The sequence below is a fragment of the Acinetobacter chengduensis genome (assembly GCF_003664645.1).
GTDB classification, from domain to species: domain Bacteria; phylum Pseudomonadota; class Gammaproteobacteria; order Pseudomonadales; family Moraxellaceae; genus Acinetobacter; species Acinetobacter chengduensis.
The window spans coordinates 129,485-147,897 of sequence record NZ_RCHC01000003.1 but is presented as its reverse complement, the minus strand read 5'-3'; the positions used below and the strand labels follow the sequence as shown (position 1 = coordinate 147,897).

The following is an 18,413-nucleotide window of genomic DNA, read 5'->3' as shown; positions in this document are numbered from 1 at the left end:
ACACTTTTAGTGCATTTCATGAAGAGTATTTACTGTGGCAATGGTTCAGTTGGTTAAAACAAGAATAGAGCATGATTTGTTGGGGCAAAAAGAAGTTCCAGCAGAAAGCTACTATGGCATTCATACGTTAAGAGCCTTGGAAAACTTCCAAATATCTTCCACTAAAGTCGGTGAAAATCTCCCTTTTATTCGCGCATTGGCACAAGTTAAAAAAGCATCGGCACAAACGAATTTTAAATTTTCTAAAATGAGTCAAGATGTGAGTGAAGCGATTCAATTTGCATGTGACCAATTGATTGAACAACCTGCTCAGTGGAGCACATCATTTCCTTTAGATGTGTATCAAGGGGGTGCAGGGACGTCAATCAATATGAATTGCAATGAAGTGATTGCGAATATTGCTTTGGAAAAAATGGGCTTTAATAAAGGTGAATACACACATATTCACCCTAATGACCATGTGAATAAATCGCAATCAACCAATGATGTATACCCAACAGCATTACGATTGGCGGTGTTTTATCATCTAGAGCAATTGTTGGTAGCGATACATAAAATTGTTGCCAGCATTCAAGCCAAAGCCATCGAGTTCCAATATGTGGTGAAAATGGGACGTACACAATTGCAAGATGCTGTGCCCATGACCTTAGGTCAAGAGTTCCGAGCTTTTGCGACTTTATTAAAAGAGGATCTAAAGTTAATTGATAATACTCGTCAGTTATTGTTAGAAATCAACTTAGGTGCAACTGCCATTGGTACGGGGGTGAATACGCCCAAGGGGTATGCACGTGAAACAGTGCAGGCACTTAAACAGATCACGGGTTTACCTTTGGTCGGCGCCGAAGACTATGTAGAAGCAACGAGCGACTGCGGTGTATTTATTATATTGTCGAGTACACTCAAGCGATTGGCGGTCAAGCTTTCAAAAATTTGTAATGATTTACGTCTACTCAGTTCTGGCCCGCGTACGGGACTTGCAGAAATTCGCTTACCTGAGCTACAAGCGGGCTCGTCGATTATGCCAGCCAAGATCAATCCAGTGATTCCAGAAGTCGTAAATCAAATAGCTTTTAAAGTCATTGGCAATGATTTGGCTGTTACTATGGCGGCCGAAGCGGGGCAGTTACAGTTAAATGTCATGGAGCCAGTGATTGCGGTATCTATGAATGAGTCGATTGATTTGTTATGCCGTGCAATTGAAACCCTAGATCAGAAATGTATTCAAGGCATTCAAGCCAATGAGCAGGCTTGCTATGACGCAGTGATGCGTAGCGTTGGTATTGTTACTTTGTTAGACCCCATTTTAGGTCATGCCAAGTGTGATGAAATTGGCAAGCAATGTATAGCAGAGAATAAAACCATTCAACAAGTGGTACTTGAGCAGAATTTATTGAGCCAAGCACAGCTTGATGAAATTTTTGCATTTAACAATCTAGTCTCAGAAGTAGAATCTGGACTGACAGAGTTGGCTGCCGTGTCTTAAGACATCTATATAGTTTGTAATAGAAACATCGTCTGATAGAAAAGATATTGCACTGCTTTAGCTATTTTCATTGACTAAGCCACCACTTTAATATGTATAGAGAAGTGGTGGCTTTTACATTCTAATTTTTAAGCGTCCGAATTTTTAAGCGAAAGAAACTTGAATGAAGCATGGGTGTGCTTAATGGCACGGTTGATTTCTATGCTTTTGCTAAATAATTTGTCAGCATAAGGCCACTGTCATGCATAAAACATTTTAGAATATTCAAAATGTCACTCATGGACACACCGATATGTTCAATAAACTCACTTCATTGTTTAAAAATTCTGAGCCCAGCGCAGAACAACTTTTTAAAGAACAGCATCAAATACAATATGACGAAATACAGGGATATATTGTTGCAGGTGTGGTACTGAATGACATGCTATCGGCAAGATTGAATTACTTTTCTAATCGTCGCGTGAGTTCATTTAATGATTTGGGTGCAGTTTATAATGCAGGCATGATTATTAATGAAAAAATTGATTTAGAAATAGCCCGTCAGAACTTTAATATTGAGCTGGGAAATACAGCTGAAAACTTGCAAGATTTTAAGCAGTTAATACAGGTACTCAGCGAATACTATCGCAACTTTTTACGTGAACATAAGAAAAAAGGGCGCTAAGGCAACGTGAGTTCGCATTCAGTTGTAAAGGCATGTAAAGCAATGCGATAAAACACATTATGTTGAAATGCATCGTGTTAAAATAACTGCTATGTTGTTTAGACGCTAAAGCTATATACATGTTCCAACAAGAAATTATTCAACTCAATTTAAAACAGCTCAAAGCAGGCGAAAAGCGCTGGATTGGCAATTTGCAAGGCTCAGCGACGGGTCTGCTTTTTAAAGAAATCGCACAACAGCATCAACAGCTGTTCATTATTGTTGCGCGTAATAATCAGCATTTGGGGCAGTTGGAAAGTGAGCTTGAGTTTTATGGCATAAAACCAACCATCTTCCCAGATTGGGAAATTCTTCCTTATGATCGCTTATCGCCACATCAAGATATTGTCTCTGAGCGTTTAGCAATATTATCTAATATGCCAAATTCAGGTGTGCTGTTAATTTCAGCATCTACACTGGCACAGCGTGTTGCACCGAGTTCTTGGGTATTAGGCGAACACTTTGATATTCAAGTGGGTCAAAAATTTGACTTAGAAAAACAAAAAACACGTTTAGTCCAAGCAGGCTATCACTTGGTTGATACGGTTTATGATCATGGTGAATTCGCTGTTCGTGGCAGTATTATGGATATTTATGCGTCTGGGCAAACTTCACCGATTCGGATTGATTTGTTTGATGATGAGATCGACACACTCAAATTCTTTGATCCAGAAACTCAGCGCACTACAGAAACTTTAAAAAACTTTACCGTACTTCCTGCAAAAGAATTTCCATTAAAAGAAGGTCGCGCCGTATTTCGTGATCGTTATGCAGAACAATTTCCAACAGCCAATCCTAAAAAGAATCCAATTTATCAGGATGTATTGGATGGTATTGCCTCGCCAGGGCTTGAGTTTTATTTTCCGTTATTTTTTAGTGCGGAAGCCATTCAGACTCAATCTTGCCTAACATCGTACTTACCTCAGAATGGCATTGTCATTACAGATTCGCATTTGGATGATGGTTTAATCCAATTTTGGACTGAAGTACAACGTCGTTATAAAGACCGCCGACATAATGTAGATCAACCAATTTTAGCGCCTGAGCATTTGTTCTTATCGCCTAACCAAGTATTTGAGCAACTCAATCGGTTTGGTCGTGTGATTGCTTCACAAGACGTTTTTGATGAAAAGGCCGGCGTAGTCAATATTGTTGCCGAAGCGCCCCCACGCTTGGCGGTTGATCCAAAACGTGAAAAGCCTTTTACAGAAGTTAAAAAATATATTGATGAAGCGAATCATCCTGTTTTATTGGTAGCAGAAAGTGCAGGTCGACGTGAAACATTAAAGGATGCGTTACGTCCAAGTTTAGGCAATATTCCAACTGTTGAAGATTTCGAAGATTTTGTTGCATCTATGCATGCTGTAGCAATTACCAATGCTCCTTTAGAGCGTGGTTTGTTACTCACGAATACGCTCAGTGTGATTTCAGAGAATCAGCTTTATGAGCACCGCGTGGTACAGCGTCGACGTAAACGCCAGCAAGAAGTTTCTGAAGAATTTTTAATTCGCAGTTTAACTGAACTTAACTTGGGTGCGCCTGTTGTACATATCGATCATGGCGTGGGGCGTTATGCGGGACTGGTGACACTTAGTATTGATGAGCAAGATCATGAATTTTTACAGCTAGATTATGCAGATGCAGCCAAAGTATATGTACCTGTAACGCATCTGCATTTGATTAGCCGTTATAGTGGTGGCGATCCAGATTTGGCGCCATTACATAAGCTTGGAACTGATACGTGGAGCAAAGCAAAACGTAAAGCATTAGAGCAAATACATGATGTGGCTGCTGAGTTATTACATATTCAAGCACGTCGCCAAGCGAAGCCAGGGTTTGGTTTTGAGCTTGATCACAGTATGTATATGCAGTTTGCCAGTGGTTTTGCTTATGAAGAAACACTCGATCAGGCCAATGCAATTGAGGCAACACTACACGATATGCAATTGGCAAAGCCAATGGATCGATTGGTCTGTGGTGACGTTGGCTTTGGTAAAACTGAAGTGGCAATGCGAGCTGCTTTTGTCGCCGTGCAAAACAATAAACAAGTTGCAGTGTTGGTGCCGACAACATTGCTCGCACAACAACATTATGAGTCGTTTAAAGATCGCTTTGCTGATTGGCCTGTACGTATAGAAGTCCTTTCACGATTTGGATCATCTAAAGCGCATACCAAAACCATAGAGGATTTGGCTGAAGGCAAAGTTGATATCGTGATTGGGACACATAAAATTTTGCAAGAAAATGTGCAATTCCAGCAATTGGGTCTCATGATTGTGGACGAAGAGCACCGTTTTGGTGTGCGTGATAAAGAGCGCATTAAAGCAATGCGTGCTGATGTAGACATGCTGACATTGACTGCTACACCTATTCCAAGAACGCTCAATATGGCATTTAGTGGTATGCGCGATTTATCTATTATTGCCACGCCACCAGCGCGACGTTTAGCTGTTAAAACTTTTGTACAAGAGCATACAGATGATGCGATTAAAGAAGCAATTTTGCGTGAATTGCTCCGTGGTGGTCAGGTGTATTTTCTACATAATGAAGTAGATACGATTGAGCGCTGTGCAGAAACCATTCGTTGTTTAGTACCCGAAGCACGTGTAGCTGTCGCACATGGTCAAATGCGTGAACGTGAATTAGAACAGGTCATGCAGCAGTTCTATCATAAAGAATATAATGTGTTGGTATGTTCAACCATCATTGAGACCGGTATTGATGTACCCAATGCCAATACCATTTTAATTGAACGTGCAGACAAACTGGGGTTGGCCCAATTACATCAATTGCGTGGTCGTGTGGGTCGTTCACATCATCAAGCGTATGCCTATTTAATGGTTCCATCCATTAAAGGCCTTAAAGGTGATGCAGAGAAGCGTTTAGATGCAATTAGCCGTGCTGCCAATTTAGGAGCAGGCTTTATGTTGGCCACGGAAGATTTAGAAATCCGTGGTGCGGGAGATTTACTAGGCGAACAACAAAGTGGCTCGATGCAAGCCATCGGTTATAGCCTGTATATGGAAATGTTGGAAAAAGCGACCAAAGCCATTCAAAAAGGCAAAACACCAAACTTTGATGCACCGTTATCTTTGACTGCAGAAATTTCTTTACACATGCCCGCGTTAATTCCAGATGAATATCTGGGAGATGTCCACCAACGCTTACTGTTTTATAAGCGCATCAGTAATACAGATTCACGCGATAAATTAGATAATATTCGTATGGAATTGATTGATCGTTTTGGTATTCCGCCACAGCCCGTCAAGCAGTTATTTGCCGTACATCAAGTGCGCCTAAAAGCAGAGCAGTTAGGTATCACTAAAATTGATATTGGTGGACATGGTGGGAACATCGAATTTTCGCCAGATACACCTGTACAGGCGATTAGCATCATTCAAATGATGCAAAAGCATCCAACTTTCTTCCGTATGGAAGGTGGGCAACGCTTAAAGGTGATGGTGATGTTAGAAGAATATGAGAAGCGAATACAGTTTATAAACGATTTACTAGACAGTCTATTGAAAGAGTTGAATTGATCACAGATACATGAAAATATTTATATGAATATTCTCCAAAAAATGCGAGTATGCTATTTGTATGTACAAAGAAATACTTGATTTTTTGGAGAAATTTATTAAAGTTAAAAGTGTGACTTGCTTCAAAGCAAATCTAAGTTATTTGTACTGAAACACATAGCCTATAATTTTCACACCCAATAGGATGTGATAGTATTAGCCATCATTCTAATTTTGCATCATTTATAAAGATATGTTTAGTTTACATCCACAACTTGCTCAAGATACGTTTTATGTAGGCGACTTTCCACTGTCAACATGTCGTTTGATGAATGATATGCAATTTCCGTGGTTGATTCTTATACCGCGTGTTCCAGGCATTACAGAACTATATGAACTGAGCCAAGCAGACCAAGAACAATTCCTACGTGAATCAAGCTGGTTGTCTAGCCAGTTATCTCGCGTATTTCGCGCAGATAAAATGAATGTAGCGGCATTGGGAAATATGGTTCCACAACTGCATTTCCATCATGTTGTACGCTACCAGAATGATGTGGCATGGCCTAAACCAGTTTGGGGCACACCAGCTGTACCATACAGTAATGAAGTACTGGCTCACATGCGTCAGACTTTAATGTTGGCATTGCGTGGTCAAGGTGATATGCCATTTGATTGGCGTATGGATTGAACACATATTTCCATTTAAGGAAGGTGTGGCTATCTATGTCCGCAAGGAGTAACTGAGTGGCATTGTTAGACGAATGGATTAATAAAGAACCAAGACAGTTTGAGTATGTCCATCGCTTGATGGGCTACCTAATGCTGTCGTTGGTTGCCATCGTCTATCATTACACTCAGCCAGATACGCAGTACCAAATTTATATTCCGTTTTTCCTACTTGCTATGCTTTTAATTACGCCAAAATTTTCACATTGGTTAATTTATCGGTTTAATAATAAGGTTAAGCGAAATGTACTTTTTATCATCGATATTTTAATTATTTCGGTGATGTTGTCGGCAGTGCATCTCAATTTGGTGCTGACATTTTTAGCGCTTTTTGCGCTACTGTATACGGCAATAAATAACAGAATTTCCTTTTTGATGGTGTCTCTAGCCAGTCTTATCGGGATTTCAATTTTTTATTTATGCACCATCTTTATATTTGACTTCCACGAATACTTTGACACCACCAGCAGTGAACTGACGGTGGTGGGATTCTTGTGTTTGATTACTTATTTTGGCGTGGGTAGTTATTATCAAATCTCCCAAGTCCAATATATGGCCAACAAAAAGAATCACTATTATGATCAGATGAACCGCTATATGGAATTTGCCAATCAGCTAAGCCGTTATGCGCCAGTGCAATTGTGGCAGTCTATTATGAAGGGGGAGTCTGAAGCCAAAATTGAATACAAGCGTAAGAAAATGACAATTTTCTTTTCAGATATTCAAGGCTTTACGGAGCTTTCAGAAACACTCATTCCCGACGATTTAGCCTTCTTGCTTAATGATTATTTAAGTCACATGACTGAAATTGCGAAGCAATATGAAGCTACGGTCGACAAGTTTATGGGTGATGCAATCCTTATTTTCTTTGGTGATCCACACAGTCAAGGTGTAGAGCAAGATGCCAAAGTATGTTTGGAAATGGCAATGGTCATGCGCCAGCAGATGAAACTACTTCGTGAGCGTTGGATCAAGATGGGGTATCCGCCACTGCATATCCGTATGGGTATTTCAACAGGATATTGCCACGTAGGAAACTATGGCGCAGCACACCGTATGGCATATACGATTGTAGGTCGTGATGCTAACTTGGCTGCTCGTTTACAAAGTGCTGCTGAAGTTGATGAAATCTTAATTTCAGATGATACGCATAAACTGATTAAAAATGATTATTTATGTGCACCTAAAGCACCGATTTACTTAAAGGGTATTCAAGGACCGGTACGCACATGGCAAGTGATGGAGCGTTATACTTCGCAAAAAGTCGATTATCAACGCTGGTTTGACTATGAGTATAAGGGTTTCCATTTGCTGTTGAACTTAGATGAAGTACAAAATTTTGAGTACCCAGAGCTGATTCATGTACTTGAAAAAATGATTAAGCGTATTCAAACACAGCAGAAAATGACGAACTCGGAAGGGATTGTAAAACTCAATCTTGAAGATGAAATCATCGAAAAAATTGAAAAAATAGAAACACATAGTTAAGCAGAACTAGCCGATGTTCACTCATTTTGTCTGAAATCACACAATAAGTAAGTAGATTGTTAAACTAAAAAAGACCGCTTTTGCGGTCTTTTTTATACGATTCTAAAATCACTAAGTCATCAATAATTTAGTGATTTTCAGAAGCATGGTTAATCGTATACTTCGGAATTTCTACTTCCAAATCTTCATTTTCAATTTTAACTTGGCAAGATAAACGAGAGTCTGGCTCTAGACCCCAAGCACGGTCTAATAAGTCAGCTTCAATGTCGTCCATTTCTTCAAGGCCATCAAAACCTCTACGAACAACAACGTGACAAGTTGTACATGCTTTTGACATATCACAAGCGTGTTCGATTTTAATGCCATTGTCTAAAAGGCTTTGGCATAGGTTTGCATTTGACTCAACTTCAAACTCAGCGCCATTTGGGCAAATTGTTGCATGAGGCAATACTTTAATACGTGGCATAGTCTTAACCTATAAATTAATTTGAGTTTGACCAGTCGTCGAGCTTTGTACCTTTTAGTGCAGTATCAATATGTTGATTCATACGTGCAGCTGCAAAGGCATCACTATGTATTTTAAGCTGTTCTACGGCATGTTCAATGGCTTTAATCTCATTAGATTCAAGTTGTGTTTCTAATGCTTGTTTCGCGTGTAAAAGCGCATCTAAATCAGCGCTCGCTAAAAGCTGCTGATCGGCTTTTAGTGCTTGAGTAAGCGCTTCTAACTCGCGTTGTGCTTCAATTTTGGTTTCATGCAAATGACGAAGATGTTTGTCTTCTTCTGCAAATTTGAAACCATCAAGAAGTAGACGCTCTGTATCTGTATCAGATAAACCATAAGATGGTTTAATATCAATTTGTGCATGTACACCAGAAGTGGTTTCCTTTGCTGCCACAGTCAATAGACCATCTGCATCTACTTGGAAGGTTACTTCAATACGTGCTTGACCTGCAGTCATTGGAGGAATACCACGAAGTACAAAACGGCCCAAGCTACGGCAGTGTTCTACCAAATCACGTTCACCTTGTACAACATGAATCAACATGGCAGTTTGGCCATCTTGATAGGTTGTAAATTCTTGGCGACGTGCAACTGGAATAGCAGTATTACGCGAAATTAATCGCTCTACCAAACCGCCCATGGTTTCTAAGCCCAGTGAAAGTGGTGTAACGTCTAGTAGTAATGAGCCGTCTTTGGTATTACCAATCAATTGATTGGCAGTAATGGCTGCACCAATCGCTACAACTTCATCTGGGTTGATGGTACATAAAGGTTCTTTTTGGAACACATTACGGACAGCATCTTGTACAGCGTATGAACGCGTTGAACCACCCACCAATACCACACTGTGAATATCATTAAGTTCAAGTTTGGCATCGCGTAATACGCGCTTACACACGCTCATTGTTTTATCTAGAGCAACTTGAATGATGCTTTCAAAATTAGCACGATCAAGTACAAGTGTTTGGTCGAGTAATTGTAATTCTACAGAGGCTACATCACTTAGAGCTTCTTTTGCTTTACGTGCAGCCACAATAAATTGTGCATATTCAGCATCATCGAGTGTATCAATATTTAGCTGTTTTTTTGCCCATTTTACAATTAAGCGATCTAAATCATCACCACCGAGGGCAGTGTGGCCACCTGTTGCTAATACTTCAAATACGCCTTGAGAAAAACGTAAAATTGAAACGTCAAATGTACCACCACCTAAGTCATAAATAACATAGTTTTGGTCATGCGCAAGATTAGATTCTTGATCTAGGCCATAAGCTACCGCGGCAGCTGTGGGTTCGTTTAATAGACGTAAAACATTGAGGCCAGCAAGTTGTGCGGCATCACGTGTTGCTTGGCGTTGAGCTTCATCAAAATAAGCGGGAACAGTAATGACTGCACCATTAATTGGATTTTGTAGGTTTAATTCAGCACGGTCTTTAAGCTGTTTTAAAATTTCAGCAGAAATTTCAACAGGTGTTTTACGACCTTGTACTGTTTCGAAAGCAGGCATTTGATTGTCTTCACCCACCAAAGCGTAGGGGTGTTGAAATTTAATATCTGCTTTTGAGCGACCCATAAAGCGTTTTACAGAGACAATCGTGTTTTTGGGATCTGTTGTTAAATAAGCTTTTGCGTCATCACCATATACTGTTGTATCCGTAGCATAGTGAACAATAGACGGGAGTAACACGCGGCTGTGTTCGTCCTGTAGCACTTTTGCTTTACCTGAAAGTACAGAAGCAACGAGTGAATGCGTTGTGCCTAAATCAATACCAATTGCAATACGGTGTTCATGCGGTGCACTTGATTGACCAGGTTCTGCAATTTGCAAGAGAGCCATGTGTTACATCCTTTGAACGTTAAATATAAAAAAATTAAAAATCATCATCTAAATCGAAGCTATCGTCATCTAAGAAACGATCATCAGCTCTCTCAATATCAGCCATGACTTTTTGGAAGAAGCGTAATTTTCGTACAGTATCACGTGCTTCAGCCCAGTCTTCATCGTCGTAGTCGATTTTAAATTCGCGGACTAAGCCATCCATCCATTGTTGCACTTCAACACGTAAAGATTTCAGATCTTCTGAGCCTTGCGCATCATCCAGTTGCTCACGAATTTCCATTGCATCTTGTAAAAACTCAAAATCACTGATGGATTGATCAAGGTGATAATCTTGTTTTTTTAAGCTGAGTAAATAAGCTGCGCGACTGTCTACTTGTGATAAGACTTTATAAGCTTGGTTGATTTCACTGGATTGAATCAATGCTTGGTCTTTATCTTCAGCTTTGTCGGGATGGAATTGTTGCTGCAAACTCAGGAATTGCGCTTTTAAAGCTGCTAAATCGATATCGAGTGCTGCGGGCAGATTGAACAGCTCAAAATGATTCATGGGAGATGTATTCCGCGATTGATGTGCAAAAAATGGTTGCATTAAATGCAATTAAAACAGTGATTTTACACTGTTTTAATGCATAAAGAAGGCAGAATGTATGGATTAGACAGTGAAAGATTCACCACAACCACATTCGCCTTTTTTATTTGGGTTGTTAAATTCGAAGCCTTCGTTCAGGCCGTTTTTCACATAGTCCATCTCTAAACCTTCGAGATAAACTAAGCTTTTAGGGTCTGTAAAAACTTTAACGCCAAACTGTTCAAAGACTTGGTCGTGTTCATTTGTTTCATCAACAAACTCAAGAACATAAGCCAAACCTGAACAGCCTGAAGTTTTCACGCCAACGCGAATGCCTTCACCTTTACCACGATTCTTTAGGTAATTGCTAATATGAGCAGCCGCATTTTCAGTTAAGTGGATCATGAAAACTCCGTGATATCTATTTCAAAAACTTAGAAATTTAAGCTTTTGTTTTTTTGCTACGGTAGTCTTCTACAGCAGCTTTAATTGCATCTTCAGCAAGTACAGAACAGTGTACTTTTACTGGTGGTAGTGCAAGCTCAGTTGCGATGTCAATATTTTTGATCGCTTGTGCTTGATCTAAGGTTTTGCCTTTTAACCATTCAGTTACTAAAGAACTAGAGGCAATTGCAGAACCACAACCATAAGTTTTAAAACGTGCTTCTTCAATCACACCGTTATCATCAACTTGGATTTGTAGACGCATAACGTCGCCACATGCTGGAGCACCAACCATGCCAGTACCAACATTTTCAGCATTTTTGTCTAAAACACCAACATTACGAGGGTTTTCGTAATGATCAATTACTTTTTCGCTATAAGCCATGATGCTTCTCCAAACCTCGGGGTCAGCCTTTAAGATTTAATATGGGGGTGAAATAACATTAATCAATGAGATAGCCTTTAATTAAAAGCTATCTCAAGAGGGTGAATCAGTGTTCAGCCCATTCAACAGTAGAAAGGTCGATACCTTCTTTGTACATATCCCAAAGTGGAGAAAGCTCACGCAATTTCTCAACAGCAGCGATAGTTACTTCTAACACATGATCAATATCTTCTTCAGTGGTGTATTTACCAAAGCTGAAGCGGATAGAGCTGTGTGCTAATTCGTCAGAAAGACCTAAAGCGCGTAGAACGTATGAAGGTTCTAATGTTGCTGAAGTACACGCTGAACCAGAAGATACAGCAGCGTCTTTCAATGACATCATTAACGATTCGCCTTCAACAAAGTTGAAGCTAACGTTTAAATAGTTTGCTACGTTATGTTCTGGGTGGCCGTTTAAGAACACTTGTTCTAAACCTTGTAAGCCATTCCAAAGCTTGTCACGAAGTACGCGTAGGCGGGTTTGTTCTGCTTGCAAGTTTTTGCCAGCAAGTTCAAATGCTTCACCCATACCCACGATTTGGTGAGTTGCTAAAGTACCAGAGCGCATACCGCGTTCATGACCACCACCGTGCATTTGAGCTTTTACGCGTACGCGAGGTGAACGACGTACAAATAAAGCACCAATGCCTTTAGGGCCATAAATTTTGTGTGCAGAGAAACTCATTAAGTCAACTTTTAAAGTTGAAAGATCAATTTCAACTTTACCAGCTGCTTGAGCCGCATCTACGTGGAAATAAGTTTTGTTAGCGCGTGTTAATTCGCCAATTGCAGCAACGTCAGTTACAGTACCAATTTCGTTGTTTACCATCATGAGTGAAACAAGAATAGTATCTGGGCGAAGTGCAACTTGAACCATTTCAGGTGTAATTAAACCTGTTTTTGCTTCTGGCTCAAGATAAGTAATTTCAAAGCCTTCTTCTTCAAGCTCACGGCATGTATCTAAAATTGCTTTATGTTCAATTTTAGAGGTAATGATATGTTTACCTTTAGATGCATAGAATTGAGCAACACCTTTAAGTGCAAGGTTATCAGACTCAGTTGCACCAGAAGTCCATACGATTTCACGTGGATCTGCTTTTACAAGATTCGCAACTTGTTCACGTGCGTATTCAACTTTCTCTTCTGCTTGCCAGCCGTAAGCGTGCGAGCGAGAAGCAGCATTACCGAAAGTGCCATCAAATGTTAGGCACTCCATCATACGTTCAGCAACTTGAGGGTCTACAGGAGTTGTTGCTGCATAATCAAGATAAATAGGACGTTTCATGTCAAATACCTGTAACCGATAGAAGAGCTGAATCAAAGTTTGAAGAATTTTGGCGAATGGCAACGGTTTGTACGTTGTCACGAGCTACAAGGTCTGCAAGTGTGATTTTTGCGAGATAATCGGCAATGTGGTGGGAGAGTTCTTGCCATAAGTCGTGAGTTAAGCACATTGCACCATTTTGACAGTTGCCTTTATGGTCGCAACGCGTTGCATCAACAGTTTCGTTTACAGCTTCAATGATTTCTAAGACTGTGATTTCTTCAGCGCTACGAGCTAAGTGATAACCGCCGTTTGCACCGCGAATACTAGAAACTAAGCCGTGGCGTTTTAATTTCGCAAATAGCTGCTCTAAATATGCAACAGAAATTGTCTGGCGAGCAGCAATTTCTGCAAGAGTGATCGTTTGTTCAGTTGGCTGCAAAGCTAGATCAAGTAGAGCAGTCACTGCGTAACGACCGCGAGTTGTTAAGCGCATGATTCGATACACATGTTTAGACTAGATGTGTAGATTTTAAGAATCCTGACTAAAATAGTCAAGTTTTTTTAAGTACAGTTGATTGGTTTTATTTTTACTGCAAAATTATGCAGTTAAGCAGGCCAAACATTATACACTAGTAACGCGATTAATAGAACAGTAATCATTGTAAAGATTACATTAATCCGCTTTTGACGGCGCTCAATGCGTTTAATGCGGTTTTTATATTGTTTTACTTCCACTTGTAGGGTGTTTATTTTAGAGCGTTGTTGATCAATTTTCTCTAAAAGTGGTGCAATACGTTTTTTAGAGGCCGTAATGTCATTGTCACTAGGCGCTTCAGAGAGCCAGTGTTTCCAATCTGAAAGTAATTTTGGGACACTAAATAAAGATAGTAAATCACGAAATTCGTCTTTTAATACGATATCACCATCTATACGCATACCTTTAATGCTACGACGATTACCAAAAACGAATATTTTGATTAAATCCATGAGTGTAGTGCGGACATCAAGGTCAACTGCTTTTTCAGGCGCTTTTTCATCAAACAAAATACCATGGTCTGAAAACTGCACATAAAAATCGAAGTATGGAATATAACTGTTGATTTTGATTGCAATTTTTTGGTCTACAAACTTTTTAGCTTGAAGTGCCACAACGCGGTCATGTTTTAAAATAAATGAGAAAACTGTTTCTAAAACAATTAGAGTCATTGTGAGGAGCAGATGAGTTTGATCTTTTCTCTGTTGCGCATCACTCATAAATAATCAATCCTTACCTGAAGACAGCATCCTGCTTGTTAAATCTATCAGGTGTAACAAAAACACATGAATTAAGTTGCTTTGTAGAACAGTTTAGCAAATCTATCAAGTACTAAGTTTGTTATTATGGTATGAAATTGCAATTTGCTGTATACAATTGCCTATAAAATAGCTAGGAGCGTCCCGACAGATGGATCAGATCAATATAGAAGAAGAAAAGCATGAAGAGCTACCTGAGCAAAACCTTGTTGAGAATAAGCGTACAAGGCATTCTAGCCGAAAATCTGTACTTGATTTTCGCAAATATACGAAGCAAATTTGGCTCGCAGGTTTAGGTGCTTTTTCGCGTGCAGAGGAAGAAGGTAATAAGTTATTTGACTCTTTAGTCAAGGTGGGGGAAGAGCTTGAGTCCAAAACAACAGAAATTGCCGATCAAACCGTAGAGAAGGTTTCCGAAAAAGCAAAAGAGTCTGTGACAGATACAAAAGATAAAGTCGAAAAACTACTCGATAATAGCGTTAATCACTCTTTAAATCGACTTGGCTTAATTACTCCAAAGGATTTACAGCATTTAGAAAAGCTTCTTTTACAATTACATGCAAAAGTTGATGCCTTAGCTGAAGAGCAAGTGCTCTTAAAAGATCAATTAAAGAAAAAATAAGAGTACGATCCACATTATTTATTTATCAAGGATTTTTTCTCTCGTATTTTGCAAAAAAAGAGGATCAGAAGTATTGCCTTTACCCCCAAAGCATTGCTATAAAGGCGCTATGGCGAAATAAACTATTTTCTGGACCTTAAATAAACGATATTAAGAGGACGTAATTTTCATGAATAAATCAGAATTAATTGATGCAATTGCAGAAAAAGGGGGATTATCTAAGGCTGACGCAGGTAAAGCTTTGGATGCGACAATTGCTTCGATCACTGAAGCGCTAAAAGCTGGCGATACAGTAACTTTAGTTGGTTTCGGTACTTTCAATGTGAAAGAACGTGCAGCACGTACTGGCCGTAACCCACAAACTGGTGCAACTTTAGAAATTAAAGCAAGCAAAGTACCAAGCTTCAAAGCTGGTAAAGGCTTGAAAGATTCAGTAGCTTAAGCTATTAATCGACTAAACGCGCCTTTTGGCGCGTTTTTTTATGGATAAATGTGATTTATTCGCTCAACACATTCATTCAACTTTGGTTTTCAGTTAGAATCAGTCGCAAATAAAATATTGGATTACTTATGGAATCTTTTCGCAAAGTCATCAAGGGCTGGCTAGGCAAAGTTTTGCTCGTTTTGTTTTTAACCCCTTTAGCATTGGTTGGTATTGAGGGTTATTTTAGTGGCGGGTCAAAAGATGCTGTGAAATCCGTAAATGGAACAGACATTTCGCAAAAAGAATTAGAAAATGTCACGAAATCATTTAAAGAACAGTATTTAGCGTACGTCAATGGTGATGAAACTCTTCTGAATCTAGATTTCATCAACAACAAAGCGATGGATACATTAATTTCACGTCAGTTACTATTACAACAAGCTGAAAAATTGGGTATTAGTTTAAGTGATCAGCAATTAATCCAAATGATTCATCAACAGCCAAGTTTCCAAAAAAATGGTGTGTTCTCTGATGAGATGTTTGCTCAATATTTAGCATCTATTGGCATGACGAATCGTCAATTTTTAGATAATTTACGTCAAGATCACGCGCTCAAAATGCTGTCTACCACTTTCACCGATAGTCCATTGGTGAGTAAGGTGGATATCCAGCAAATTGCGAATTTGCAAACTGAGCAACGTAGTATTCAGTTGGCAAGCATTCATTTAGATGAATACAAAAAAGCAGTTAAAGTGACTGATGCTGAAATTGTGGCTTATTTTGAAAAACATAAAGCTCAGTTTAAACAGCCAACATCTGCTGATGTTGATTTTGTAGTTTTGAGTGCTGCTAATTTGCCAGCTGTAACTACTGCTCCAACTGAAGCAGAATTACAGCAAGCGTATAATGATTATGTTGAAAAACTGAAGAAAGATGCTCAACCAGTTGTGAAGCATATTTTGATTACAGCAGAAGGCCGTACGGACGCTGAAGCAAAAGCATTGGCAGTATCTGTTGTTGACAAAATTAAAGGCGGTCTAAGTTTTGATAAAGCGGCTGCGCAGTTCTCTGAAGATCCTGCCTCTAAAGCGCAAGGCGGTAAGCTTGCTGTATATAGCAAGGGTGCTTATGGTGATGCCTTTGATCAAACTGTTGCGAGTGCAAAAGTAGGTCAAGTGTCTGCACCAGTAAAAACTAATTATGGTTATCATCTAATTGATGTTGAAGGTGCTGTTGCAAGCGTTCCTGCATTTGAAACACAAAAGGCACGTTTAACAGAAGAGTTGGCGACAGCTAAAAAAGCCAATGCTTTTGCTGATACGGTAAACACTTTAAATGACCAAGTTGTGAGTAGCGATGCACTAGATGTAATCTCGCAAGAAGTTAAAGGTGTATCTGTTCAAACAGTTAAAGGTTTGACCTTATCTTCACGTCATCCAGTTTTAAGCGAAAATGCGACAAAATCTAAAATCTTTAATGATGATGTTAAGAATGGTGACCGCAACGTTTCAAGTAGTATTCAGTTAGCCAATGGAGACGTGGTTTGGTTAAAAGTACGCGATTACCATCAAGCTGGTGAGCAGTCTTTAAACGCTGTTAAGCCTTTAGTTAAAGCGAAACTGATTGAACAAAAAGCTTATGATGCTGCAAAAGCTAAAATTCAAACTGTATTAAATGAGTTCAAGACTAAACCAGCAACAGAAGTATCTAAAACTGGCTTGATCTTTGAAAATGCAGGTACATTTACACGTGCTGATGGTTTACTAAAACGTGATTTACAACGTGCTGCATTTAGTGTGGCTGCGCCAAAAGCAGGCTTTTGGTCTGTAACGACTGCAAGTATGCCAAATGAATTGGTGGTGGTAGCGGTTACAAATGTGAATAAGAACGTTGCAAGCGCGCTTCCAGCAGAGCAAATGGCTGAGCTACAAAAGTTGTATCAACAACTTCGTGGTCAGCAAGAATTTGATGATTACACGCGTTATTTGAAGGCACATGCAAAAATTAAATAAAGTGAGATAATCCTCATATAAAAAACCAGCCCAAGGGCTGGTTTTTTTTGTGGCTGATTTTGGTCGGATCGTGACTTTTGGGCAAATGCTTTTTGGAGAGGAATACGGATAAATCAAAAAAGAATAAGTCAAAAACTATTGAAATGGAGATCAGTGCAAATGAAGGTGTATTTTAGTGTTTTACTGTTATTGTTGATCAGTAGTGTAGTTCATGCTGCTGAAATTAATTTTCAAAATATCTTACAACAAGAGCGTGCTTGGGCTGGACTTGAAAGCAAAAGCTTAAAAGTAGGTGACATTGAATGGCGCTATAGTGAGGGTGGAAGCCGTACAAAGCCAACCTTATTATTGCTACATGGGTTATCAGGTACACGAGATAACTGGAATCGTGTCGCACGTTATTTAACGCCTTATTACCATGTCATTATTCCAGATTTACCTGCGCATGGTGAAACCAAGACACCTGACAATTTTGATTTATCTATTCCAAATCTCACGGAAAAATTACGACGTTTTGCAGATGCTGCACAATTTGATCCCAATATGCATATTGCGGGGCATTCAATGGGTGGTGCAATCGCAATGCTATACGCTGCTCAATATCCGATTGAGGTTAAATCATTACTTTTGGTGGATGCTGCTGGTGTGTATAAATCGGCAAATACGCCATATTTAAAAAGCCCTGAGCAATTGCGAAATATTGTGGTAGAAAAGCCTGGTGATTTTGATCGCTTAATGAAAATTGCCATGCAAGCCCCTCCATTTATTCCACAAGAGCTTAAAGTTGCACAAGAAAAGCTCATGATTACGCAGTCGAAAAATACGCATAAAATGGTCTCTACGCTGGTTGAGATGTCAAAACTCTATACGCCTGAATCCTTTGCAATGGCAACACGAATGATTGATGCACCTGTGATGATTGTCTGGGGCAAAGATGATCAGGTCATTAATGTGGAGGTGGCACAGGAGTTACATGGCTTATTTAAAAAGAGTGATGTTCCCTTAATTTTAAATGGTGTGGGTCACATGCCAATCTTAGAAGCAGAGCAATTGGTAGTACAGCCTTACTTGAAATTTTTGAATACCATTAAATAGC

17 protein-coding genes are annotated in these 18,413 nt (G+C 39.5%); 9 read left to right on the top strand and 8 right to left on the bottom strand.

Annotated elements, in window-relative coordinates; translation table 11 throughout:
- Window positions 1-40 precede the first annotated feature (40 nt).
- The 5 genes from aspA to D9K81_RS03845 all read left to right on the top strand — a co-directional run bounded on the left by aspA (window position 41) and on the right by D9K81_RS03845 (window position 7,918).
- Entirely contained in the window at window positions 41-1,483 is a 1,443-nt protein-coding gene (gene aspA / locus D9K81_RS03865; protein ID WP_120373320.1) for an aspartate ammonia-lyase, read from the top strand.
- Window positions 1,484-1,775: 292 nt separating this feature from the next.
- Complete coding sequence (locus D9K81_RS03860; RefSeq protein ID WP_120373319.1) at window positions 1,776-2,147, top strand: hypothetical protein; 372 nt, start codon at window positions 1,776-1,778, stop codon at window positions 2,145-2,147.
- A 119-nt stretch (window positions 2,148-2,266) separates the two neighbouring features.
- Window positions 2,267-5,725: a transcription-repair coupling factor gene (gene mfd, locus D9K81_RS03855; RefSeq protein WP_120373318.1), complete on the top strand. Its 3,459-nt coding sequence runs from the start codon at window positions 2,267-2,269 to the stop codon at window positions 5,723-5,725.
- Window positions 5,726-5,957: 232 nt separating this feature from the next.
- The gene (locus D9K81_RS03850) at window positions 5,958-6,392 is read left to right on the top strand and encodes an HIT domain-containing protein (protein ID WP_106984776.1); all 435 of its coding nucleotides are present in this window, start codon (window positions 5,958-5,960) and stop codon (window positions 6,390-6,392) included.
- A 119-nt stretch (window positions 6,393-6,511) separates the two neighbouring features.
- Window positions 6,512-7,918 carry an adenylate/guanylate cyclase domain-containing protein gene (locus D9K81_RS03845; protein WP_120373486.1) on the top strand — a complete coding sequence of 469 codons (1,407 nt, stop codon included), beginning with the start codon at window positions 6,512-6,514 and terminating at the stop codon, window positions 7,916-7,918.
- 127 nt (window positions 7,919-8,045) lie between these two features.
- On the opposite strand, the gene fdx is transcribed toward D9K81_RS03845, so the two are convergent.
- The 8 genes from fdx to D9K81_RS03805 form a co-directional block, all read right to left on the bottom strand.
- Window positions 8,046-8,384, bottom strand: coding sequence for an ISC system 2Fe-2S type ferredoxin (fdx, locus tag D9K81_RS03840; protein ID WP_120373317.1), 339 nt, complete (start codon window positions 8,382-8,384; stop codon window positions 8,046-8,048).
- 16 nt (window positions 8,385-8,400) lie between these two features.
- The gene (gene hscA / locus D9K81_RS03835) at window positions 8,401-10,260 is read right to left on the bottom strand and encodes a Fe-S protein assembly chaperone HscA (protein WP_120373316.1); all 1,860 of its coding nucleotides are present in this window, start codon (window positions 10,258-10,260) and stop codon (window positions 8,401-8,403) included.
- 34 nt (window positions 10,261-10,294) lie between these two features.
- A complete protein-coding gene (gene hscB / locus D9K81_RS03830) occupies window positions 10,295-10,810 on the bottom strand; it encodes a Fe-S protein assembly co-chaperone HscB (RefSeq protein ID WP_120373485.1) in 516 nt (171 codons plus the stop codon).
- Window positions 10,811-10,915: 105 nt separating this feature from the next.
- On the bottom strand, window positions 10,916-11,236 hold the full coding sequence (iscA, locus tag D9K81_RS03825) for an iron-sulfur cluster assembly protein IscA (RefSeq protein WP_106984772.1): 321 nt from the start codon (window positions 11,234-11,236) through the stop codon (window positions 10,916-10,918).
- A gap of 37 nt (window positions 11,237-11,273) precedes the next feature.
- Complete coding sequence (gene iscU, locus D9K81_RS03820; RefSeq protein ID WP_067667749.1) at window positions 11,274-11,660, bottom strand: Fe-S cluster assembly scaffold IscU; 387 nt, start codon at window positions 11,658-11,660, stop codon at window positions 11,274-11,276.
- Window positions 11,661-11,766: 106 nt separating this feature from the next.
- On the bottom strand, window positions 11,767-12,984 hold the full coding sequence (locus tag D9K81_RS03815) for an IscS subfamily cysteine desulfurase (protein ID WP_120373315.1): 1,218 nt from the start codon (window positions 12,982-12,984) through the stop codon (window positions 11,767-11,769).
- Window position 12,985: 1 nt separating this feature from the next.
- Window positions 12,986-13,459: an Rrf2 family transcriptional regulator gene (locus D9K81_RS03810; RefSeq protein WP_106984839.1), complete on the bottom strand. Its 474-nt coding sequence runs from the start codon at window positions 13,457-13,459 to the stop codon at window positions 12,986-12,988.
- Between the two features lie 113 nt (window positions 13,460-13,572).
- Complete coding sequence (locus D9K81_RS03805; RefSeq protein ID WP_120373314.1) at window positions 13,573-14,220, bottom strand: hypothetical protein; 648 nt, start codon at window positions 14,218-14,220, stop codon at window positions 13,573-13,575.
- Between the two features lie 190 nt (window positions 14,221-14,410).
- On the opposite strand from D9K81_RS03805, the gene D9K81_RS03800 reads away from it, so the two are divergent.
- The 4 genes from D9K81_RS03800 (at window position 14,411) to D9K81_RS03785 (ending at window position 18,412) form a co-directional block, all read left to right on the top strand.
- Window positions 14,411-14,881 (top strand): phasin family protein, encoded by a 471-nt coding sequence (locus tag D9K81_RS03800; protein ID WP_120373313.1) that lies wholly within the window; start codon window positions 14,411-14,413, stop codon window positions 14,879-14,881.
- A gap of 169 nt (window positions 14,882-15,050) precedes the next feature.
- Window positions 15,051-15,323 carry an HU family DNA-binding protein gene (locus D9K81_RS03795; protein WP_106984768.1) on the top strand — a complete coding sequence of 91 codons (273 nt, stop codon included), beginning with the start codon at window positions 15,051-15,053 and terminating at the stop codon, window positions 15,321-15,323.
- Between the two features lie 128 nt (window positions 15,324-15,451).
- Window positions 15,452-17,317 carry a SurA N-terminal domain-containing protein gene (locus D9K81_RS03790; protein WP_120373312.1) on the top strand — a complete coding sequence of 622 codons (1,866 nt, stop codon included), beginning with the start codon at window positions 15,452-15,454 and terminating at the stop codon, window positions 17,315-17,317.
- Window positions 17,318-17,476: 159 nt separating this feature from the next.
- Window positions 17,477-18,412, top strand: coding sequence for an alpha/beta fold hydrolase (locus D9K81_RS03785; protein ID WP_120373311.1), 936 nt, complete (start codon window positions 17,477-17,479; stop codon window positions 18,410-18,412).
- Window position 18,413 lies beyond the last annotated feature (1 nt).

Excerpts from the sequence above, each read along its gene's own strand:
- iscA (WP_106984772.1), bottom strand. The coding sequence starts at position 11,236 with ATGATCCACTTAACTGAAAATGCGGCTGCTCATATTAGCAATTACCTA.
- hscB (WP_120373485.1), bottom strand. The coding sequence starts at position 10,810 with ATGAATCATTTTGAGCTGTTCAATCTGCCCGCAGCACTCGATATCGAT.
- D9K81_RS03850 (WP_106984776.1), top strand. The coding sequence starts at position 5,958 with ATGTTTAGTTTACATCCACAACTTGCTCAAGATACGTTTTATGTAGGC.
- D9K81_RS03805 (WP_120373314.1), bottom strand. The coding sequence starts at position 14,220 with ATGAGTGATGCGCAACAGAGAAAAGATCAAACTCATCTGCTCCTCACA.
- D9K81_RS03795 (WP_106984768.1), top strand. The coding sequence starts at position 15,051 with ATGAATAAATCAGAATTAATTGATGCAATTGCAGAAAAAGGGGGATTA.
- D9K81_RS03815 (WP_120373315.1), bottom strand. The coding sequence starts at position 12,984 with ATGAAACGTCCTATTTATCTTGATTATGCAGCAACAACTCCTGTAGAC.
- D9K81_RS03800 (WP_120373313.1), top strand. The coding sequence starts at position 14,411 with ATGGATCAGATCAATATAGAAGAAGAAAAGCATGAAGAGCTACCTGAG.
- D9K81_RS03790 (WP_120373312.1), top strand. The coding sequence starts at position 15,452 with ATGGAATCTTTTCGCAAAGTCATCAAGGGCTGGCTAGGCAAAGTTTTG.
- D9K81_RS03785 (WP_120373311.1), top strand. The coding sequence starts at position 17,477 with ATGAAGGTGTATTTTAGTGTTTTACTGTTATTGTTGATCAGTAGTGTA.
- hscA (WP_120373316.1), bottom strand. The coding sequence starts at position 10,260 with ATGGCTCTCTTGCAAATTGCAGAACCTGGTCAATCAAGTGCACCGCAT.
- D9K81_RS03845 (WP_120373486.1), top strand. The coding sequence starts at position 6,512 with ATGGGCTACCTAATGCTGTCGTTGGTTGCCATCGTCTATCATTACACT.
- mfd (WP_120373318.1), top strand. The coding sequence starts at position 2,267 with ATGTTCCAACAAGAAATTATTCAACTCAATTTAAAACAGCTCAAAGCA.
- D9K81_RS03860 (WP_120373319.1), top strand. The coding sequence starts at position 1,776 with ATGTTCAATAAACTCACTTCATTGTTTAAAAATTCTGAGCCCAGCGCA.
- aspA (WP_120373320.1), top strand. The coding sequence starts at position 41 with ATGGTTCAGTTGGTTAAAACAAGAATAGAGCATGATTTGTTGGGGCAA.
- iscU (WP_067667749.1), bottom strand. The coding sequence starts at position 11,660 with ATGGCTTATAGCGAAAAAGTAATTGATCATTACGAAAACCCTCGTAAT.
- fdx (WP_120373317.1), bottom strand. The coding sequence starts at position 8,384 with ATGCCACGTATTAAAGTATTGCCTCATGCAACAATTTGCCCAAATGGC.
- D9K81_RS03810 (WP_106984839.1), bottom strand. The coding sequence starts at position 13,459 with ATGCGCTTAACAACTCGCGGTCGTTACGCAGTGACTGCTCTACTTGAT.